This window comes from Herbihabitans rhizosphaerae (genome assembly GCF_004216555.1).
GTDB classification, from domain to species: domain Bacteria; phylum Actinomycetota; class Actinomycetes; order Mycobacteriales; family Pseudonocardiaceae; genus Herbihabitans; species Herbihabitans rhizosphaerae.
This window is the reverse complement of the sequence record NZ_SGWQ01000001.1, coordinates 659,555-679,380: the sequence shown is the minus strand read 5'-3', so window position 1 is coordinate 679,380 and position 19,826 is coordinate 659,555. Positions and strand designations below refer to the sequence as shown.

Sequence of the window (19,826 nt, the reverse complement as noted above, 5' to 3'; positions counted from 1 at the left end):
GTGGGTCTAGGGCGATCGCCGGTACACCGCGATCCCCGTCGCACCGCCCACGTCGAATACCACGTGCTGGTCGGACACCGCCAGCGGTACGCCGGGCAGAGCGGCGCCGAGGGGGTTCGCGGATCGGTCGACAGCGATCGGCTTGTCGCCCTTCGCGTGAATGTCCGCCAGGAACACCATGCCTCGCCAGGCCCCCTCGGGCTTCTGGTAGCCGGGAACGGCCTTCGTCGACACGCGTGCCTTTCGCTCGTCCGTCCGGAAGGACGTGAGCAGGTCACCGTCGGGTCGCATCACCGTGCACGCCAGCAGCGTCTCCCGGTCGCCGACGCAGTTCAGGCTCAGCATCCCGCCGTCCGGGTCGAGGTCCGCCACCCGTTCGCCGGTGCGGGTGTCGACCACGACCGCGTGCTGGCGCTGCGGCCCGTCGTCGATCGGAATGAGCACGGCACCGTTGACGACCTGGAGGGTCGGGCTCTTCAGCGGCCGCCCCTGCGCCTCCCAGCGCTGCTGTCCGGTGGTGCGATCGAACGCGACCACCGGCCCCGGGTCGTCGCTGTTCGGCACGACCCGATAGGCCAGCACGACGTCACCGGCGATCGCGGCGGGGCGGACCGCGTCGGTCTCCCAGAGCTTCGCGCCGGTCGCGGCGTCGACCGCGGCCATCCGTACCACGCCGTCCCGCTTGTACCCGATCGCCGCGGTGCGGTCGTCGGCGCGCAGCGGATACTGCTCGTTGAGCGTGACGGTCGCGCCTTCCCGCTTCGATCGGGTCGGCACGAACGGGAACTTCCACCGGATCGTGCCGTCCCGCCCGGACAACGCCGCCAGTCCGAACTCGTCGGTCTTGTCCCGCTGCTCGGGCGTGCAGTCCGGCGCCCACGGGCAGAACCGGTGTTCGTAGAGGCCGAGGACCGACCAGTCGCCGTCCCGCCCGACGACCGGCGGCGGTGGCGGGTCGGCCAGCACCGGCTCGTCGGCATAGTCCTGGAAGGTGGCGCCGGCGCCACCACGGAGGGGCTCGTTCTTCTTGTACGCCCAGCGTTGACGTCCGTTCGCCAGATCGGCGACGACCAACCGGTTCTGGCTCGCGAGCACGGCCGCGTCGCCGTGCAGCCCGACGCTGTCCGGGTGGAAGTCGGGGAACGCGACAGCACCCGTCCACAGCGGCGTCGGTGCGAGGGTGAGCGGCTTCAGCGACGGCGCCTCGTCGACGCGGTCCAAGCCGCCGGGCTTGGGCCCGCCGTCACCGCTGTCGGACGAGCAGCCGACGGCGGTGGCCAAGGCCAGGATGGCGACGGCGGTCCGTGACCACGAGCGCACTGATGTCATGGCGTGCACAGTATTGAATTGGCTGCTCCACGTTCAGGTGAACGTGAGGATTCGGTCGGCGGTGGGCCCTGGAGTCCTCGCTTGGCTCCTGCCATAGTCGAAGGTATGCGAATCCGATTCGTCTTTCCGGTGGTGGTCGCGGCGGTGGCGGCGCTCGTGACAGCGGGGCAATCCTCCGCCGAACCGGCCGCGCGTGCCGTCGCCGTCGCGCCGAAGATCGCGTCCTACAACGTGTTCATGCTGTCCAGGAATCTGTATCCGAACTGGGGGCAGCTGGCCAGGGCCGACCTGATCGACCGGCAGGGCGTGCTGGACGGCCAGGACGTCGTCGTGCTCAACGAGGCCTTCGACAACGCCGCCTCGGACAAGCTGCTGGCCAACCTCGCCGACACCTACCCGAACCAGACGCCGGTACTCGGCCGCTCGCGCACCGGCTGGGACGCCACGCACGGCGAGTACTCGGACCTCACACCCGAGGACGGCGGCGTCGCGGTGCTCAGCCGGTGGCCGATCAGCCGCAAGGAGCAGTACGTGTACGCCGACGGCTGCGGCGCCGACGCGTTGGCCAACAAGGGTTTCGTCTACGTCGTGCTCGCCACGCCACAGGGCCCGCTGCACGTGGTCGGCACGCACATGCAGGCCGACGACTCCCTGTGCGGCTCGCCGGGCGCGGTCCGAGCCACCCAGCGCGCCGAGATCCGGAAGTTCCTCGCGGCACGACAGATCCCGGCCGCCGAGCCGGTGTACGTCGCCGGTGACATGAACGTGATCGAGGCCGGCGAGGAGTACCCGGCGATGCTGCGCGAGCTGGGCGCCACCGCGCCGACGCACACCGGACACCCGCACTCGTGGGACTGCGACGACAACACCGTCTGCGTCGGCCAGTACGGCAGCGGCCAGCCGTCCCAGCATCTCGACTACGTGCTGCCGCTCGCCGGCCACCCGGCGCCCGCGGTGTACGAGAACGAGACCCGCCGCGTGAAGAGTCCACAGTGGACGGTCGTGGGCGAGACGTACGACGACTACTCCGACCACTACCCGGTCTTCGGTGCGGGACAATGACCGGGTGGCTGGCAAACAGAGCGCGGGAATCCTGTTGTACCGCACGGAAAACGGGCGCCTGGAGGTGCTACTGGGGCACATGGGCGGGCCGTTCTGGGCGCGCAAGGACGCCGGCGCGTGGTCGGTCCCGAAGGGGGAGTACACCGACGACGAGGCACCGGAGGCGGCCGCGCGGCGCGAGTTCACCGAGGAACTGGGACTGCCGGTACCGGACGGCGACCTCGAGCCGCTCGGTGAGGTGCGCCAGTCCGGCGGGAAGACGGTCACCGTGTGGGCGCTGGAAGGCGATCTCGATCCGGCGGCCGTCGTGCTGGGCACGTTCACCATGGAGTGGCCCAAGGGCTCGGGCAACGTCCGCGAGTTTCCCGAGGTGGATCGCGTGGAATGGTTCGACCTCGACACCGCGCGGGAGAAGATCGTCAAGGCGCAGCAGGTGTTCCTGGACAGGCTGAACGGCCGCGAGTGACGCCACCCGCGGCCGTTCGGCGCCCGGTCACCGGGGGGACAGCGCCTCTCCGGTCTCGATCAGCGACTTGAGGTCGCTGAGGATCCACGCCCAGCCGCCGCCCGCGCCCAGCTCCTCCTGCGAGCCGGAGGTGACCGCGGCCAGTACCGGCGCACCCTCCAGGTCGTGGGTGACGGTCAGCTTTACCCCGCCGGGGACCTCCTTGATCTCGTAGGTGAGCTTGGTGAAGCTCTCCTTGGCGGTCTCCGGGTCCATCAGCATGTGCCAGGTCAGCGCCAGCTTCGTGGGCGGGTCGTACGCCAGGATCTCGCCCTCGATGATCACGTCAGGGATCTCGTAGCCGTTCGCCTTGCCGGCGTCGATCATGTCCTGGCTCGGGTGCGTCTCGAATCGTCCGGTGCCCTTGCTGTAGTCCGCGTACCCGCCGTAGCCGTACTTCTCGGTCCATTCGCGCTGGGTGATCGCGTCCCACACCTTCTTCGCGTCGGCCTTGATGTAGACGCTGTAGATCTGGGTGGTCTCGGTCTTCGTCGCGTTCGTCATTGTTCCTGCTCCAGTTGCCTTTTGAGGTCCGCCAGCGCGGATGCCCGTCGCTCGGTGTACTTGTCGATCCACCGGTCGTGGATCAGCCGGATCGGGATCGGGTTGATGTAGTGGAACTTCTCCCGGCCCGATTTGCGCGTGACGACGAGATCCGCCTCCTCGAGCACGCGCAGATGCTTCATCACGCCGAAGCGCGACATCTCCAGCTCCGACTCGAGTTCGGTGAGCGTGCGGCCGTCACGCGCGAACAGCAGGTCGAGCAAGAAGCGACGGGTGGGATCGGCCAGCGCCTTGAAGACTGCGTCATCGAGGACTTTGTCGTCGTCCGTCACGCGACGAAGGATAGGTGACCAAAAGGTCACATGTCAACGGGTGACCTCAGCGAGCCGTGACGTGAGGAACCGGCGCTCGGCGTCGGTGCCCGCCAGCTCCAGCGCCGCGCGGTACTCCGCGGCCGCCTCGTCGTCACGTCCGAGCCGCCGTAGAAAGTCCGCGCGAGTCGCCGGCAGCAGGTGGTACCCGTCGAGATCTCCCTTGTCCCGCAACGAATCCACCAGCACGAGCCCCGCCGCCGGCCCGTCCGCCATGCCCACCGCGACGGCCCGGTTCAGCTCCACGACCGCCGACGGCACGAACCGGGCGAGCTGCCCGTACAGCGCCGCGATCTGCACCCAGTCGGTCTCCGCCGCGGTGCGCGCGGTCGCGTGACACGCGGCGATCGCCGCCTGCACCTGGTACGGCCCCGGCCGACCGGCCGCCAGCGTGCGCTCCAGCAGCGCCACACCCTCGGCGATCTCCTCGGCGTCCCACCGCGTGCGGTCCTGATCCTCGAGCAGCACCAGCTCGCCGTCCGGCCCCAGCCGGGTCGCCCGGCGCGCGTCGTGCAGCAGCATCAGCGCGAGCAGCCCGCGCGCCTCCGTCTCCTCCGGCATCAGCCGGGCCAGCATGCGCGCCAGCCGGACCGCCTCCGCGATGAGCCCGTGCCGCACCAGATCCGCGCCGGCCGTGGCCGTGTACCCCTCGTTGAACAGCAGGTACAGCACGCCGAGCACGGCCGACGTGCGCTCCGGCAGCAGGTGCGCCGGCGGCACCCGGTACGGGATCTTCGCGTTGCGGATCTTGCGCTTGGCCCGCACGATCCGCTGCTGCATCGCCTGCTCGACGACCAGGAACGCGCGCGCGATCTCCGCGGTCGTCAGGCCGGCCAGCGTGCGCAGGGTCAGCGCCACCCGCGACTCGAACGGCAGCGCGGGGTGGCAGCAGGTGAAGATCAGCCGCAGCCGGTCGTCCGACACGCCGCTGTCGTCGTCCCTGTCGTAGGCGGTGCCGTCCGGCTGGGCGACCGGTGTCATCGCGGCCAGCTCGCGCAGCTTGGCCGCGCCGACGGCCTCGCGGCGCAGCCGGTCGGTCGCCCGGTTGCGCGCCGCCGTGGTCAGCCACGCGCCCGGCTTGCGCGGCACGCCGTCGCGCGCCCACGCGGTCAGCGCCTGGGCGAACGCCTCCTGCGCGCACTCCTCGGCGAGGTCCCAGTCGCCGGTGATCCTGATCAGCGTGGCGACGATCTGGCCCCACTCGTCGCGGAAGGCGGCGGAGGCGGCCGATGTGACGGCGTCGAGGTTCTGGCTCACGTCACCTGTGGTACACCAATCCCCGTGGAGGAGCGACGATCGCGGCCGGACGTGGACGGCCTGATCACCGGTGCCGGGCGGGCGGCCGGCTGGCTGGCCAAGGCCGGCTGGAACGTCACAAAGAAGCTGCCCGGTGGCGACATCGCCGATCGCCAGCTCAAACGACTCGAATACGCCGTGGTGGACGAGGTGCGCAAGCGCCTCGACTACCCGGGCAACGCGCTGGCCTCGCCGGAGCGCACGGCCGGCTGGCGGCGGCAGGCGATCGAGGGCGAGGTCACCGACTCCGGCAACGGATCACCCGCACAACTCGTCGAGCCGCTACGCGCCGCGATGGCCGAGTTGCTGAGCGCGTCGGTCACCTACGGCCGCGAGGCCAGCCGGGACTACCTGTTCGCCGCCGTGCTGCGTCAGGTCGTGCCGGACGAGGCGCGGATTCTCGCGGCGACCGCGGACGGCACGGTGTACCCGCTGGTGCACCTGGTGACGCGCGGCCCGCTCGGCGGCACCCGGCGCACCTTGCTGGAGAACTTCTCCAGCGTGGCCCGCGAGGCCGGGGTCGCCCTGGTCGACCAGGGGCCGGTCTACGTGGGCAGGTTGGTGCGGTTCGGGCTGCTGGACATCGGCGGCGAGAACACCGCGCAGGCCGGCTACTACGACATGTTGCTCGCCGACAGTCGAATTCGGGGGATTATCGACGGTGGCAAGCGGGTACAGGTACAGCGGAGGACGCTCGGCATCTCCGCGTTCGGAGCGGAGCTGTGGGAGGCCTGTGACCCGTCCAAGCTCGGACAGCCCGAGTTGGACCGGCCCTGACCGGCGGGTTGTAACACTCGACCCCCCGGCGACGAAACACGGGCGAATAGCGCTGGATTTTGACGAAAAAACAACGCCGAGTAATGGCGGCCGCGCTATATAGCACATTAATTGCCTTGATCGCAATACTTTCGTGGGCTTTATCACATACAATTCTTTGAATGCCCAGGTAGCCCGTGTGATCTTGTTCCAGTCGGGCTGAACGCAGGAAAAGCTTCTGTTACGTTGCTTTGGTATGTCCGGAAAGCACACGAGCCGGGCTGGCGGTGAAAACCAGGTGACCGGGGAGACGCTGATCGAGCAACCGTCCAAAATGGACGGAGCAGCGATCTGGCGGATCGCGCGCGATTCGGGGAAGCTCGACCTGAACTCCTCGTACGCCTACTTGTTGTGGTGTCACGATTTCGCCGACAGTTCGGTTGTCGCAAGAGTCGACGGTGATGTGGTCGGCTTCATAATAGGCTATGTCAAACCTCGATCGCCGGACACGGTGGTCGTGTGGCAGGTCGCCGTCGACGCGTCGCAGCGTGGCAAGGGCCTGGCGGGCAAGCTGCTCGACCAGCTGCTGCGGCAGCTCGCCGACCAGGGTGTTCGCCACATGGAAACGACCATCACGCCGGACAACACGGCGTCCCAGAGGCTGTTCGGCTCGCTGGCCGAGCGGTGGGGCGCCACGCTGGAGCGCACGGAGTTGTTCGATTCCGCACAGTTCCCGGACGAACACGAATCCGAGGACTTGTATCGCATCGGACCGTTCGTGCGGGCACCTGAGCAGGTGTCGGCCTGATCGACTCGCGAGATCAGCGGATCCTTTCGGGACTCAAAGACGAGACCAGACTTTCCAAGATCGGACGGAGTATCGTGAACGTCTTCGAAACACTCGAATCCGAGGTGCGCAGCTACTGCCGTAGCTGGCCCACCGTGTTCGACAAGGCCGTCGGCAGTTATCTGTACGGCGAGGACGGACGGCCATACCTCGACTTTTTCGCCGGCGCGGGCGCGCTCAACTACGGACACAACAATCCGATCTTGAAGACCGCCCTGATCGACTACATCCAGCGTGACGGTGTGACCCACGGACTCGACCAGCAGACCGTCGCCAAGCGTGACTTCCTGGAGACTTTCCAGGAGTTGGTGCTCAAGCCGCGCGAACTCGACTACAAGATCATGTTCCCCGGTCCGGCCGGCGCGAACGCCGTCGAGGCCGCGCTGAAACTGGCTCGCAAGCGCACCGGCCGCGAGTCGATCATCAACTTCACCAACGCGTTCCACGGCATGACGCTGGGCGCGCTGTCAGTGACCGGTAACTCGATGAAGCGCGGCGGCGCCGGCATCCCGCTGGTGCACGCCACGCCGATGCCCTACGACAACTACTTCGACGGCGCCACGCCCGACTTCCTGTTCTTCGAGCGCCTGCTCAACGACAGCGGCTCGGGCCTGAACGAGCCGGCCGCCGTGATCGTGGAGACCGTGCAGGGCGAGGGCGGCATCAACGCCGCGCGCCTGGAGTGGCTGCAGGGCCTGTCCGAGCTGTGCGAACGCCACGACATCCTGCTGATCGTCGACGACGTGCAGATGGGCTGCGGCCGCACCGGCCCGTTCTTCAGCTTCGAGGCGGCCGGCATCAAACCGGACATCGTGTGCCTGTCCAAGTCGATCGGCGGCTACGGCCTGCCGATGGCGCTCACCCTGTTCAAGCCCGAGCTGGACATCTGGGAGCCGGGCGAGCACAACGGCACCTTCCGCGGCATCAACCCCGCGTTCGTCACCTCGACCGAGGCGCTGCGCACCTACTGGGCCGACGACAAGCTGGAGAAGTCCACGCTGGCCAAGGGCGAGCAGGTCGGCCGGGTGCTCGGCGAGCTGGCCGAGGCGAACACGAGCGTGTCGATGGAGTCCAAGGGCCGAGGCCTCGCGCGCGGGCTCGGCTTCGAGACCGGCGAGCAGGCCAGCGCCGTGTGCAAGGCCGCCTTCGAGCGCGGCCTGCTGATGGAGACGTCGGGGCCGGACGGGCAGGTCGCCAAGATCATGCCGCCGCTCACGGTCACCGATGACGAACTGGCGAAGGGACTCGACATCGTCGCGGACTCGGTCCGCGCGGCTGTCTGAGCCACCGGAAACCGAGGAGGAAAAGCGCGTGATCGTCCGTTCCATGTCCGACATCCAGCCGGGCCACGAGCGCTACACGCAGTCGGAGAACTGGCACAGCAGGCGGATCGTCCTCGCCCAGGAGGGCGTCGGCTTCTCCCTGCACGAAACGGTTCTGTACGCCGGGACCGTGAACGACATGTGGTACGCCAACCACGTCGAGGCGGTGTACTGCATCGGCGGCAAGGGCGACCTGCTGGACAAGGAAACCGGCGAGTCGTACCGCATCGAGCCGGGCACCATGTACCTGCTCGACGGCCACGAGAAGCACCGGCTCAGCTGTGAGACCGAGATGACCATGGTGTGCGTATTCAACCCGCCGGTCACCGGTCAGGAGGTGCACGACGAGCACGGCGTGTACCCGCTGATCATCCCGAACGACGTTCCCACCACCACCGAGGGAGCAAAGGAGGCCAGCGCATGACGGTGATCGACACCAAGACCGAGGATCGTTATCCCACAAGGACGTCGTACGGGCTGGAGTTGATCGAGCGTACTGATCCGACGGTGTGGAGCAACGGCTGCCACGATGGCCCGATCGATCCGGCCACACTGGCGTCGCACGACACCAAGGGCTATTCGATCTACGAGGGACTGCTCAGCCCGGCCGAGGTGCAGGCCTACTGGCAGGAGCTGGAGCGGCTGACCAACGACGAGTCGCTCAAGGCCGACGAGCGGGTGATCGTCGAGAAGTCGTCCAACCAGGTCCGGTCGGTCTTCGAGGTGCACAAGATCAGCGAGCTGATCGCCGAGCTGGTCAGTGATCCTCGGGTGCTCGACCGCGCGCGCCAGATCCTCGGTTCCGAGGTGTACGTGCACCAGAGCCGGGTCAACTACATGCCGGGCTTCAAGGGCAAGGGCTTCTACTGGCACTCGGACTTCGAGACCTGGCACGCCGAGGACGGCATGCCGGCGCCGCGCGCGGTGAGCGCGTCGATCGCGTTGACCGACAACTACCCGTTCAACGGCGGGCTGATGGTCATGCCGGGGTCGCAGCGCACCTTCGTTCCGTGCCAGGGCGAAACGCCGGAGGACCACTACAAGGCGTCACTCAAGGAGCAGGAGTTCGGCGTCCCGAACGAGGACGACATCACCAAGCTCGTCGCCGAGCACGGCATCGACCAGTTCACCGGGCCGGCCGGCTCGACGCTGTTCTTCGACTCGAACATCATGCACGGGTCGGGCAACAACATCACGCCGTTCCCGCGCTCGAACATCTTCGTGGTGTTCAACAGTGTGGAGAACACGCTGGTCGAGCCGTTCGCGGCGCCGACCGCCAGGCCGACCTTCATCGGCGCGCGTGACTTCACGCCGGTGACTCGGTAACAAGTTGGCATGACCCTCTTGTAACGGGCCGCATGCGGCCTGTTAGATTGGCTGAGTCGGTACTGGGCAGTACCGCCACAATCTGGCTCCGCCAATCATTGATCAAGAGCACGTCGTGGCCCCCGCTCGGGGTGGGCCCGATGCGCTGTTGATCAACTTGTCGGAGTCGAAGGCCCCGCACCGTCCGGATCGGGAACGGATGGCGCGGGGCCTTCGCCCGTCCGGAGGTATGACCTCCCTCGACGGCTACTCCATAAGCGTGACTCTCTGTGGTCCGCGCCCCTCGTGAGTGTATTTCGCGTCGTTTTCCCTCTACGTTGTCAGGGATCCGCTTCGAGGTGGGGGCCTGGGGGCTCGACGGACGTGGGAGCTGGGGGTGAAACATGCCTGGGGACGGAGAGCAGGAAGCGGGACTACAGTTCTGCCTGCTCGGACCAATCCAGGTGCTGCGGGACGGCCGGCAAGTGCCGATGGGGGACCGGGGAAGCAGGGCGGTTCTCGCCATGCTGCTGCTCGAAGCCAACCGCACGGTGGCGATCGATCGGATCGTCGACGTGCTGTGGGCACACGAGCCGCCGGCGACGGCGCGCACCATGGTGCAGGGCTATGTCTCCCGTCTGCGGCAGCGGCTGACCGCGCACGACCCGGAGGACGGTGGCGCGCGAATCGTCACCCGCCGTCCGGGCTATCAACTCGTCGTCGACGAGGCGCGCATCGACCGGCACCGGGCGCAGCGGCTGCTGGCCGACGCGCGCCGCGAGCCGGCCGCGCGGCGGGCCGAGATGCTGCGGCACGCGCTGCGGCTGTGGCGCGGTGAGGCACTCGCCGATGTCGCCGACCGGGTGCGCGCACCGGAGCTGGTGGAGCTGAAAGTGGCCGTGCTGGAGGCACGGGTGGACGCCGACCTGGAGCTGGGCCGGCACGCTGAGCTGGTCGGTGAGCTGTCCGAGCACCTCGAGGATCACCCGTTCGCCGAGCGGCTCGCCGGGCAACTCGTGCTCGCGCTGTACCGCTGCGGCCGGCGCGCGTCCGCGTTGGAGACCTACCAGCGGTTCGCCCGAAGGATGGCCGACGAGCGCGGTATCGATCCGGGGCCGGAGTTGCGTGATCTGCAGGCCCGGGTGCTCGCCGACGACGTGACACTGTTGCCGGAAACCCTTGGCGCACAACGGGTCGGGCCGCTCGTGCCGGCCCAGTTGCCGACCACTCCGCCCGGGTTCAACGGGCGCGACGCGGAGCTGGCCTGGCTCGACGACGTGCTGTCCACAATGGACTCCTCGACCGTGGCGATCGCCGTACTGGCCGGGCCGGCCGGGGTCGGCAAGACCTCGCTCGCGCTGCGCTGGGGCCGCGGGGTGGTCGCCGAGTTCCCGGAAGGCCAGCTCTACGTGAGCCTGCGCGGGTTCGACCCGCAGCACCCGCCGGTCGATCCGGCCGAGGTTCTCACCCAGTTTCTGCTCTCGTTGGGTGTGGCCGCCGACGAGGTGCCGGTCGCGCTGGACGACCGGGCCGCGCTGTACCGGTCGCTGCTGGCCGACCGGCGGGTACTCGTGGTGCTCGACGACGCGCGCGACTCCGCGCAGGTGCGCCCGCTGCTGCCGGCCGGCTCGCGGTCGCTGGTGCTGGTCACCTCCCGGGTGCGGCTGGACGGGCTGGTCGCCGACGGCGGGCGGCTGTTGCTGCTCGGCACGCTGCCGCCGGACGCCGCGCTGCGGATCATCGAGGAGACCGCGCGGTTCGCCGACGGTGTGGCGGACCTGGAGCAACGGCGGCGGCTGGTCGAGTTGTGCGGGCGGCTGCCGCTGGCGCTGCGCATCGTGGGCGCGCGGCTGGCGGCGAGTCCACAGTGGTCGGTCGACGAGCTGATCGAGGAGTTGACCGACGAGCGCACCCGGCTCGGCGCGCTGGACGTGGAGGGCGCGCACACCAGCGTGCGGGCAGCGCTCGACGTGACCTATCGCGCGCTGCACCCGGCGATGGCCGGCACGTACCGGATGCTCGGGCTGTTCCCCGGCCGGGTGATCAGCCCGCTGCCGGTGGCCGCGCTGTGCTCGATCGACGCGGCCAACGCGCGCCGGCGGCTGCGTGCGCTCGCGGCGGTTTTCCTTGTGACAGAGGAAAGTCCGGACACGTTCGTGATGCACGACCTGGTGCGGCTGCACGCCGGCGGGCTCGCCACCGCGGAGTTGGGCACCGATGTGCGGGACGCCGCGCTGATCCGGCTGGCGCACTACTACCTGGTCGCCGGTGATCACGCGCGACGCCTGCTGCGGCCGGTGTTCGACGGGCTCACGCCGGCCGAGGACTACCCGCAACTGGTGCCGCCCGACATGCCGGAGGCAGACGACGCGCTGGACTGGTTCGAGCGCGAGTGGTCGAACATCTTCGCGGTGCTGCGGGTGACGCGCCAGCACGGCCGGCACACCGAGGTGTGGAAGATCGCGCGGGTGGCGCAGGACTTCCGGGCGGTGCGGTCGCGGCTGGACGACTGGCTGTCGCTCGTCCAGCTCGGCCTGGAGTCGGCGCGGGCCGCCGGCGATCCGGTCGGCGAGGTCTGGATGCTGGTCAGCCGGTGTTCGGCGTACAGCCGGTTCGCGATGTCCGACCAGACGCTGACCGACGCGGAGCGCGCACTCGCCATCGCGATCGATCTACGGGATCCGCTGTTGATGGCGATCGGCTACAACACGGTGGCCAGCGCGCTGTACGGGCAGGGGCGGACCGAGGACGCGATGCTCAGATATCGCGAGGCGCTGGTCCTGGTGCGCACGACGGACAACAAGGCGATCGAGGCGAACCTGCTGAACAACATCGCGCAGATGGAACAGGCGCTGGGCCGGCCGGCCGAGGCGATCGGCCCGCAGCGGGCGGCGCTGGAACTGTATCGACAGACGCGCGAGCACGGATTCGAGCTGTTCGCGCTGGTCAACCTGGCGGAGTTGTACCTCGAAACCGGTGGCGTCGACGAGGCGGAAACCCATGCGCGCCAAGGAGTTCTGGAGGCGACGCAATCCGGGCTCGCCCTGCAGGAAGCGTTCGCGCGGCAAGTGCTCGGGCAGGTGCTGTCCTTTCGGCAGGACCTGAACGGTGCGCGCGAGCAGTGGCTGCGTTCGCTGGAGCTGTACACCGAGTTGAAGCAGCCCCGAGCCGCTGCTGTCCGTGCCGAGTTGGACGCTCTCGGGACATAGGGAATTTGGCCACGAAACAGTCAATGGGGAGACTGATGTGGGGAATATCGGAAAACGGGGCAGCGTGCTCGCCATTACCGGAGCTGCGGCATTGCTTGGGGTTCTTGGCGCCGGAACCGCTGTCGCTGAACCTGTGGCAATCGAGGACGGAGAACTACTCTGGCAACCAGTTTGCGCCATCGGCAACGAGTCCGAAACTATTGCTGGGCTGCTAGTGTTGTGGCCGTGACGTGGGCGAAGCTGTCCGAGCGAATTCCGCTATTGGATGATGGCGGCCAGGGCGGGTTCGCATCGGCAGCGGTGAGCAGCCATCTTCGAAGTGGGGCTGATTCCCAGTCTTCGTGCGGCCTGAGAACTGCTCATGCCGAAGACTTGGCGATTACGGATTTGACGTACTTCATCGATGTCGTGGACAAGATCACTAATGTCGCGAGCATGTCCGAGGATGGAACGCCAATTCCTCCGGTGTCGGCCGCTGATGCGGACATCACCATCGGCAAGTCGCGGCTCGTGAACAGGCTGTGCGAATCCGTGCCGGAGATCGCGGTGGAGGATCTGCTACTCGGCTCGCAGTACTGGATAGCGAAGGGCGGGATTTCGGGTCTCCCGCCAACAGATCCCGTCCTTCATGGAGAAAAGCTCGTGGAGCCGGCCGAGATGGTGCCGGCGACGAAGCCGTTCGGCGTCGGTCTGTTCACGTCGACAGGCGTGCTCGGGACTCAGGGCATGTGGCGGATCTATCTCGACCTCAATCGAGATTCCACGCTGCATCCTCGGCCGTGGCACGTGTGGTCGGTCGTGCCGCGACCCGGGGTGGTGGTCCGTGAGATCACCAGCGCGACGGAGTGGGTCGAGCTGGTCGAGTCCTATCCCGTTTCGACGGGCGAGCTGACCTACCCCGACTGGTCGCGGATCGCCGAGGACGTCGACGCCGTCCACATGACGGCCCGCGCTGTCGCGGCGACGCAGGGCTTGTACTTCGAGTCGAGGCGCGGGATCGTCGCTCCGACCTACTGGGGGCTCGAGTCGACGTTGTGGCTGCGGTGGAGTTTCAGCGATCAGTCGCTGGTCGAGGTCGTCGACTGACGGTTGGCCGGGAGCGCCGCGTGCACGGGTGACCGCACTGCGTGATCATCGTGCTGCTGCGTTCTGTGCCGGTTCGGACGCCCTTGGTGGTTTAGGAAACATTTAGCCCCCGCGAGGGGAACACTGCCAAGATTGCGCCGCGCTGATCAAGAGAGCGCTGGTGTCCGGGATCGGGACACCACTGTGGGGGCGGCACTTGTAAAGGGGGAGTGCCGTCAAGATGTACCGGCCGGCACCTCGTGGGGGAGTGCCGGCCGGTCATTTTTCCTGATGGCCCGGACAAGGTTTCTTGTGTCCAAGGTGAGCACTTGGCCCGGGTTTTTGCTGTCCCGCAACGCATCCAGCGGCCCCAGCCACCGCCATGCCCATCACGCTGTCTCGAACCTCCTGACTATGTTGGCGACGAAGGCTGCCGATTCGTGTTGTGACAACGCCAAGCTCCGGACCTCGACGGCTGCGTCCTGGTAGTCGGCGACGTCGTCCTTGTCATAGAGGAACGTTGACCTGCGGTAACTCTCACGGAAGACAATCGACGGCATCTGGTCGAAGTTGTACATGAGGAACGGCCCGTTCAGCCCAGGATGCCATCCTGTACCGAATGGCACGATCCGTGTGGTCGTGGTTGATCCTTTGATTTCCTCAATAATCCGATAGAGTTGAGTGATCATCACATCGTGGCCGCCGAAAACTTGACCGAACGCGCTTTCTCCAAGCAGGATGACCACGTTGGCGGGCGGATTCCTATCCCGTGTTAGTGCAGCGAGTCGAGCTGTGCGAAGTTGGACGCGAGTAGTGATCTCGTCAGGCTTTGCAGTTCTGTCGCAGTCGACGATGGCACGGGCATATTCCTCTGTTTGCAATAGACCAGAAATGAGTAGCGGTGCCCAAGCGATGACTTCAGTGGCTGCACGCTCAAGTTCGTGAATGGGGCGTAGCCGAACGGCCGACCGTGGTGCTAACCAGTTTGGGTCGGTGGACGCCCTGGCGAGGTCCATGATGTCCTCGCGACGGTCGCCGGTGACCCTGAGCACCGCGAGCAGCGCCGCCACGTTCTCGGAGGACGGCACCCGCGTTCCGTTCTGCCACTGGGAGATCGTTGTGTGCGACAGCCCGAGGATGTCCGCTATTCGACGGACTCCCATGCCGGAGGCCTCGATCTCCTTGCGGAGCGCTGCGGCAAGCGCTCGAGTGCGCGGCATGCCCGCAGTGTCACCCACGCCCCACACCCTACGGCGCATCTTAAGATCACCCCATCGGAGTATGCCCTGACAACTTGCGGAAACAAGCCGTGACCGGCGTGACTTGGTGGGCGACCAGTTCGGAGGGGACCCCTAACTGGTAGCACAAGAGAGCGGCCGACGCGGTGTGAATGTGCCCCGCCGGCACCCGCGTCGGCCGCTTCCACTCGATCGGCTTAAAGAAGGGGATTCCGATGGGGTCAATCACCCGCCGGCAGGCGATTGAGCGCTGCCCCGACCTCGGCCGGCTCGGCGACGAATGGCGCTGGGAGGAGCGACCGCTGAGCAACATCGCATTGTGGGGCACGTGTTATGTCCTGGGCCAGCAATTCGGCGTGTTCGTGTACCTCGACAACTCGGCGTCTGTCATCCGCTATGTCAGCGATCGGGATTTCGACCAGTGGTACGGCCCCATCCCGGCCATGGTGAATTGCGCGCGACGAATGCTCGACGAGGCCGCCTAGGTCTGGGGCCCGGCCCCGCCCTCCGTTGACACTCGTGACGGTCGCAGATCCCACGCGGACTCGCGGCGCAACTCGTCGGCCACTCGTTCGATCTCCTCGTCGAGCGCTCGCTCGCGCTGTCGCTTCGCGCGCCTGTCCTCCTCCGCCATCGCATGCAGCTGGCCGCGATGCTCTTGCTGAACTCGCGTGTGGTGTGCGTCCCAGATCGTCGCGTCGGTCTTCTGGCTCCGCGTCAGGTGCTCCTCGTGGAGCTTCCGACTCGTCTCGATCTCACGCGAGATGGCCTTGTCGTAGGCCGTGCGCCCGTTCAGCCACTTGGTGAGCACGGGCAGGCAGTCGAAGAGAACCAGGAGCAGACGCAGCACCCAGTGCGCGACGTTGACCGGCGTGCTCTTGTCGGCCAGTTCGCCGAGTGCGTCCAGCTCTTCGAGGATCCCGGTGGTCTTCCTGCTTTCCTTCCACTCGCCGATCTTCGCCGCGATCGCCGACTCGACATCGGTCGCGTACGAGTTCTCCGCCTGCTTGACGGCGTCCTTGAGCCCGACCAGGTTGCGGTCCATGTCGGCGAGGTCGGCCTGCCGCTGGTCCAGCCTCGTACCGCGCCGGAACTGGTCGGCCACGACCCGGTTGCGGGAACACTCAGGCCCCTCGCCGGCAACGCCCGTCGTCTCCGCGCCGGGAGTGCCCTTGCATTCGGCGCGGGCGAGACGTTCCAACTGATCCCAGCGCGCGAGATTGCTCGCGACGTCCGTCCTCAGTTGGTCTCGCTGCGCCGTGAGGTTGTCATGGTGGGTGCGCAGCGCTGTCAGCGAACTCGCGAGGTTCAGGTGATGGTCGGCGCACTCGGGCCTGCCAATGACTTCGCCAGTAGGGGGATTACACGCTTTCCATGCACTGCTGAAGGTCGCGAGTTCCGCATTGCGTTTGTCCGCCACCTCCTGTTCGATCGCCGGCCGGAAGATGAAGACGACGACTGGTTCCGCGATCACGACCCCCAAGAGAATCGAGATCAGGAGGCGCGGCAGGCAGGTGAGTACCTTGGCACGCCCGCCGTGCATACTGGAGACGAGCCAGCTATCGATCATGAGAATGGCGTAGCCCCATCCCACGGCCACGAACACGGCCAGCAACGTCCACCAGCCGGTGAACAGCCGTGTGGTGATAATCATCATGGACAGCCCGCTGATGACGCCGGTGATGAGGACAATGACCGCCAACTTGGTGTAGCGCGGGCGCTCTTCGGGGACCCAGTCCATTACCTGTTCGCGAATGCCGATGATTCGGCGAACCCGTCGCTTGAAGGACAGATCTGGCGCGACCGGGCGGCCTGCGCGGGTTTCGGCGTCCACGTGGGACTCGGTAGACATGTGTTTCACGCTTTCTGCGAAGTCTCGGAAATGAGTGTTGTGAGAAGCTCGGCTGATCAGGCCACGTCGACGCCGACGACGTCGACCCGAAGGCCTGGCAGTGCCGGCGGCCGCACCGCGAACAGTGCTCGGACCTGCGCGGACACGCTCAGGCGAACGTGGTCCGCCTCCGATCGCGGGTGGGCGAGACCGAGATCGAACAGGCGGTGGTGACTCGCGAGGTGGCCGTGCAGCGGGCGTGTCACATCGTCGATGCCGTCCATGACGACCCTGACCGGGTCGTGTACCGAGCAGACGAATCTGACGTTCACCAGAAAGGGGGTCGCGTCCATTGAACCAATGGTGACCGGCACGGTCACGGATTTGGCCTCCGTCATGTCGATCACGTTTACCCGCTTCGCTCGTGCGACAGTGGTGTCGGTGTGTGTGAGGCTGCCGGTGGAATCGAGCACGTAGTCGTCACCTGTCTCGTAGACAAGGGCCTCATGCGCGGCTGGTACCGGCAGCTCGACCGCACGAAAGCGCTTGAGAAAGCCACGTAGGCGCCGTAATGGCGACGACTTGAGAAGTCGCCGGTCGACGATCGGGTATTGACTCGTCTTGGCGTCGAGGTCAGGATCAGGCCCATTCGCCGGATAATGGCTGCCCGTTTGTGGAGTGCGTACCGTCTGCTCGGTCCGGCGTGTCTGCATTGTTTGCAGCTTCTCGCGGATATCGCCGAGTTCGTGCCCGTCGAGCCCCTGAATAGCGCCCAGCATCGAGTCGAAGGCGGCTCGCAATTGCTCCGGATTGTCCAGCACGATGTCCCACATGCTGATCGCGAGATCCTTCTCGTCCGGTCGGTCGCGGATGAACGTGCGCATCGCCAGGTCGGCTTCGTCGGACAGGTCGCGGACCGCCAGTACCGCCATCACCGATCGAACGGCGAGATCTCGCGCCCGACTGGACAACGGGATCGTGGCCGCCTCTCGGATCAGCCGCTCCAGCAGCGTGAGCACGACCGCGGCGTCGTCGCCCTCGCGTTCGAGCACGGCGAACAGGTTCGCGATCGCCTCGATGTAGGTGTCCTCGTCGCTGGCGGAACTCCGCTCGAGCAGCCGCCAGATCTCCTTCACCGAGTCGTCGGGGTAGCGCACCCCGATCTCCGTGCTGAGTGCCAGAGCCGCGGTGTGCCGCTGTGTGGCAGACCCGTGCTGCGCCCAACCTCTGACGATCCGAAGCGCGACGGGAACCAGGGCGGCGTCGAAGCACATCATCGCCACGACGAGGGCCGCTGTCGTTTGCCCACGCCAACCGAGTTCGCCCGCGGACCAGGGCTCCAGGTAGGTCTGCTCGACCCTGGTCAGGTCGGCGGTGGCGAGCTTGGCGAGGCCGCGCGCGATCGGGGAGTCGGTCTCGCCGACGATCGTGTGCAGCCACGCCCGCACGGCGTCCCAATACAGGTCGGCGCACCGCGCGCTGAGTTCCGCGAGGACCAACCCGTGGTAGACGGGTCGGGCGAATCGGCGCGTCTCGGTGGCCGGGTCGACGACGGTCAGGCTGTCCGCCGCGGCAGTCGGGGTCGGCCCGCCGGCGGCCGGCGGCCCCTCACCAGGCAGCCGGGTCCGCACCTCGGCGTCGAGCGCCGCGCGCCTGGCCTCGAAGTCCCTCGCGGGCAGATCCATGGCGAAAGCCAGCGCGGTGACGTCGATGATCTCCGCACGCGTGCGGCCGTCGAACCAGGCCCGCACGACGTCGGCGGCGTCGATGTCGAGGTTGTCCACCGCTTCTTCCACGGGTTTGCCCGCCGCCACTTCGGCGGCCACAGCGGCGATGCGGGCCATGGCGCAGTCGTCGGGAAGTACGCGCAGCAGCTTGTGCACCGCGTTGTCGTCGTCCGGCAGATGTGCGCGAAGGATCGCCTCGGCGGGCGGGGGCTTCCATCGCACCGTGGTCACGACGTCCACCTCGACCGGCGCGGCCCGCGAGACCACGAGGAACGCGCCGGCCTTCCGCACCTCGTCCCGTACACGGTTCCATGCGAAGTCGGTGTCCGGCTCTGTCGCGGTGTCGATGTGATCGACGACGACGTACTTGTGGCCGGCCTTGTACTCGTATCCGGCCAGTTCGTGAACGGTCATGACCGGTGACAGCGTGCGTAGTGGTTCTCGCGTGAGGTCCTTCAGCAGTGAGATGGCACCGGCCCGCTTACCGGACCCACGGCGGCCGGTGAGCACGACGACGTGATCCATCGCCAACGCCTGTGCGGCGGCTCGCTGACATTCCGGCCGAACGTAGTTGGCCAACGCACGCTCCACGTCGCGCTCGTCCAGAAGACCGGTCTCTCTGCGAGGCTGACCGGCCGCACCGTGGTCAGACACCCCGAACGAGCCGTTGTTGATCTTGGCGTTCAGGATGATGGTGATGGCCTCAGCGATCTTGCGGTTCTTGTCAGCCATCGTCACGGTTGTTCACAACACCGAAGTTGACGTAGTCCGAGTTGACATACTCGACGTAGTTGAAGTTCTCCGAAATTTTCTGGAGGTGAGCGAAGGCTCCCATAGCAGAGATTTGTTGCGTTGTCTCGTTGCGAGTCTCGGTAGTCATGTGAATCCAGCCCCTCTCGGTGAAGTCCTTTACCTGAACGTCTACTGGCTTGAACGCCTCGCGACTGAGCCCTCGCTCGCCCTGCTTGACCACCTGGGAAAAGAAGTCGTCGGCCAGTATCAGCCCGAGATCGGCGTCGGGAGTATTCGTCATCGCGTCGCGCAGAGCTGTCGCGTCCCGCAGCCGCGCCGCCCGCCGCACCGCGTCGCCTCCCACGAAAGGCGGTGTGACCACGGTCTCGCCATGGGCGACGGCTACGCGGAGTCGAAGCCGGTGCTGCTCGTTGGCGGCCTTGTTCACCTCTGCCAGCACGATGGGGATCTCGCGGAGCATGAAATCGCCCAACAACCATGAGCGCGCCACATCCGCGTCGACCGCGATAGTCGCGCTGTCGCCATCGAAGCGCAGATAAGACTTTGCGATGGGATAGCGTGGGTCGTCCACGGATGCGAGAGCCTTTTCGAGAACTGCTTTGTGCATTTTATCGAGATACAGCGATCGGCTTCGGTCGCCTGAGCTTGAACCGACAACATCTGAACTGATCACTGAGCGTGAAACGGCAAGGGGAGTCAACCAGAG

At 66.9% G+C, this 19,826-nt stretch carries 18 protein-coding genes; 10 read left to right on the top strand and 8 right to left on the bottom strand.

Annotated elements, in window-relative coordinates; translation table 11 throughout:
* Positions 1-6: 6 nt before the first annotated feature.
* Positions 7-1,329: an outer membrane protein assembly factor BamB family protein gene (locus EV193_RS03480; RefSeq protein WP_130342453.1), complete on the bottom strand. Its 1,323-nt coding sequence runs from the start codon at positions 1,327-1,329 to the stop codon at positions 7-9.
* A gap of 105 nt (positions 1,330-1,434) precedes the next feature.
* Between EV193_RS03480 and sph the strand changes: the two genes are divergently transcribed.
* Together sph and EV193_RS03470 are read left to right on the top strand one after the other, a co-directional pair.
* Positions 1,435-2,391, top strand: coding sequence for a sphingomyelin phosphodiesterase (gene sph / locus EV193_RS03475; protein ID WP_130342452.1), 957 nt, complete (start codon positions 1,435-1,437; stop codon positions 2,389-2,391).
* A gap of 4 nt (positions 2,392-2,395) precedes the next feature.
* A complete protein-coding gene (locus EV193_RS03470) occupies positions 2,396-2,857 on the top strand; it encodes an NUDIX hydrolase (protein WP_130342451.1) in 462 nt (153 codons plus the stop codon).
* A gap of 27 nt (positions 2,858-2,884) precedes the next feature.
* Here EV193_RS03470 and EV193_RS03465 read toward each other — a convergent pair whose 3' ends face one another.
* Genes EV193_RS03465 through EV193_RS03455 form a run of 3 tightly spaced genes read right to left on the bottom strand, consistent with a single transcriptional unit; the run spans position 2,885 to position 5,028 of the window.
* On the bottom strand, positions 2,885-3,400 hold the full coding sequence (locus EV193_RS03465) for an SRPBCC domain-containing protein (protein ID WP_130342450.1): 516 nt from the start codon (positions 3,398-3,400) through the stop codon (positions 2,885-2,887).
* On the bottom strand, positions 3,397-3,732 hold the full coding sequence (locus EV193_RS03460) for an ArsR/SmtB family transcription factor (RefSeq protein ID WP_130342449.1): 336 nt from the start codon (positions 3,730-3,732) through the stop codon (positions 3,397-3,399). Before EV193_RS03460 ends, EV193_RS03465 begins: the two co-directional genes overlap by 4 nt.
* A gap of 33 nt (positions 3,733-3,765) precedes the next feature.
* Positions 3,766-5,028, bottom strand: coding sequence for an RNA polymerase sigma factor (locus tag EV193_RS03455; protein WP_130342448.1), 1,263 nt, complete (start codon positions 5,026-5,028; stop codon positions 3,766-3,768).
* A 24-nt stretch (positions 5,029-5,052) separates the two neighbouring features.
* Here EV193_RS03455 and EV193_RS03450 point away from each other — a divergent pair, with 24 nt between their 5' ends.
* The 7 genes from EV193_RS03450 to EV193_RS03420 all read left to right on the top strand — a co-directional run bounded on the left by EV193_RS03450 (position 5,053) and on the right by EV193_RS03420 (position 13,592).
* Positions 5,053-5,844, top strand: a complete 792-nt coding sequence (locus tag EV193_RS03450) for an Abi-alpha family protein (protein ID WP_130342447.1) — start codon at positions 5,053-5,055, stop codon at positions 5,842-5,844.
* Positions 5,845-6,079: 235 nt separating this feature from the next.
* Complete coding sequence (ectA, locus tag EV193_RS03445; RefSeq protein ID WP_207222470.1) at positions 6,080-6,631, top strand: diaminobutyrate acetyltransferase; 552 nt, start codon at positions 6,080-6,082, stop codon at positions 6,629-6,631.
* Between the two features lie 74 nt (positions 6,632-6,705).
* Positions 6,706-7,953 (top strand): diaminobutyrate--2-oxoglutarate transaminase, encoded by a 1,248-nt coding sequence (ectB, locus tag EV193_RS03440; protein ID WP_130342446.1) that lies wholly within the window; start codon positions 6,706-6,708, stop codon positions 7,951-7,953.
* Positions 7,954-7,981: 28 nt separating this feature from the next.
* The gene (locus EV193_RS03435; protein ID WP_130342445.1) at positions 7,982-8,416 is read left to right on the top strand and encodes an ectoine synthase; all 435 of its coding nucleotides are present in this window, start codon (positions 7,982-7,984) and stop codon (positions 8,414-8,416) included.
* Positions 8,413-9,318 carry an ectoine hydroxylase gene (gene thpD / locus EV193_RS03430; protein ID WP_130342444.1) on the top strand — a complete coding sequence of 302 codons (906 nt, stop codon included), beginning with the start codon at positions 8,413-8,415 and terminating at the stop codon, positions 9,316-9,318. Before EV193_RS03435 ends, thpD begins: the two co-directional genes overlap by 4 nt.
* A gap of 383 nt (positions 9,319-9,701) precedes the next feature.
* Positions 9,702-12,506, top strand: a complete 2,805-nt coding sequence (locus EV193_RS03425; RefSeq protein WP_130342443.1) for an AfsR/SARP family transcriptional regulator — start codon at positions 9,702-9,704, stop codon at positions 12,504-12,506.
* A gap of 225 nt (positions 12,507-12,731) precedes the next feature.
* On the top strand, positions 12,732-13,592 hold the full coding sequence (locus EV193_RS03420) for a hypothetical protein (protein ID WP_130342442.1): 861 nt from the start codon (positions 12,732-12,734) through the stop codon (positions 13,590-13,592).
* Between the two features lie 368 nt (positions 13,593-13,960).
* Here the strand turns inward: EV193_RS03420 and EV193_RS03415 are convergent, their stop codons facing one another.
* Complete coding sequence (locus tag EV193_RS03415; RefSeq protein ID WP_207222469.1) at positions 13,961-14,791, bottom strand: helix-turn-helix domain-containing protein; 831 nt, start codon at positions 14,789-14,791, stop codon at positions 13,961-13,963.
* A 233-nt stretch (positions 14,792-15,024) separates the two neighbouring features.
* Here EV193_RS03415 and EV193_RS03410 point away from each other — a divergent pair, with 233 nt between their 5' ends.
* Positions 15,025-15,294 carry a hypothetical protein gene (locus tag EV193_RS03410; protein ID WP_130342440.1) on the top strand — a complete coding sequence of 90 codons (270 nt, stop codon included), beginning with the start codon at positions 15,025-15,027 and terminating at the stop codon, positions 15,292-15,294.
* Here the strand turns inward: EV193_RS03410 and EV193_RS03405 are convergent.
* The 3 genes from EV193_RS03405 to EV193_RS03395 all read right to left on the bottom strand — a co-directional run bounded on the left by EV193_RS03405 (position 15,291) and on the right by EV193_RS03395 (position 19,691).
* Positions 15,291-16,643: a DUF4407 domain-containing protein gene (locus EV193_RS03405; protein WP_165401199.1), complete on the bottom strand. Its 1,353-nt coding sequence runs from the start codon at positions 16,641-16,643 to the stop codon at positions 15,291-15,293. The genes EV193_RS03410 and EV193_RS03405 overlap by 4 nt on opposite strands.
* Positions 16,644-16,717: 74 nt before the next feature.
* Positions 16,718-19,099 (bottom strand): hypothetical protein, encoded by a 2,382-nt coding sequence (locus tag EV193_RS03400; protein ID WP_130342438.1) that lies wholly within the window; start codon positions 19,097-19,099, stop codon positions 16,718-16,720.
* The gene (locus EV193_RS03395) at positions 19,092-19,691 is read right to left on the bottom strand and encodes a hypothetical protein (RefSeq protein WP_130342437.1); all 600 of its coding nucleotides are present in this window, start codon (positions 19,689-19,691) and stop codon (positions 19,092-19,094) included. The genes EV193_RS03400 and EV193_RS03395 overlap by 8 nt, the downstream gene beginning before the upstream one ends.
* Positions 19,692-19,826: the final 135 nt, after the last annotated feature.

Coding starts and splice junctions, on each gene's coding strand:
- EV193_RS03480 (WP_130342453.1), bottom strand. CDS start 1,329: ATGACATCAGTGCGCTCGTGGTCACGGACCGCCGTCGCCATCCTGGCC.
- sph (WP_130342452.1), top strand. CDS start 1,435: ATGCGAATCCGATTCGTCTTTCCGGTGGTGGTCGCGGCGGTGGCGGCG.
- EV193_RS03465 (WP_130342450.1), bottom strand. CDS start 3,400: ATGACGAACGCGACGAAGACCGAGACCACCCAGATCTACAGCGTCTAC.
- ectA (WP_207222470.1), top strand. CDS start 6,080: ATGTCCGGAAAGCACACGAGCCGGGCTGGCGGTGAAAACCAGGTGACC.
- thpD (WP_130342444.1), top strand. CDS start 8,413: ATGACGGTGATCGACACCAAGACCGAGGATCGTTATCCCACAAGGACG.
- EV193_RS03425 (WP_130342443.1), top strand. CDS start 9,702: ATGCCTGGGGACGGAGAGCAGGAAGCGGGACTACAGTTCTGCCTGCTC.
- EV193_RS03415 (WP_207222469.1), bottom strand. CDS start 14,791: ATGCCGCGCACTCGAGCGCTTGCCGCAGCGCTCCGCAAGGAGATCGAG.
- EV193_RS03410 (WP_130342440.1), top strand. CDS start 15,025: ATGGGGTCAATCACCCGCCGGCAGGCGATTGAGCGCTGCCCCGACCTC.
- EV193_RS03400 (WP_130342438.1), bottom strand. CDS start 19,099: ATGGCTGACAAGAACCGCAAGATCGCTGAGGCCATCACCATCATCCTG.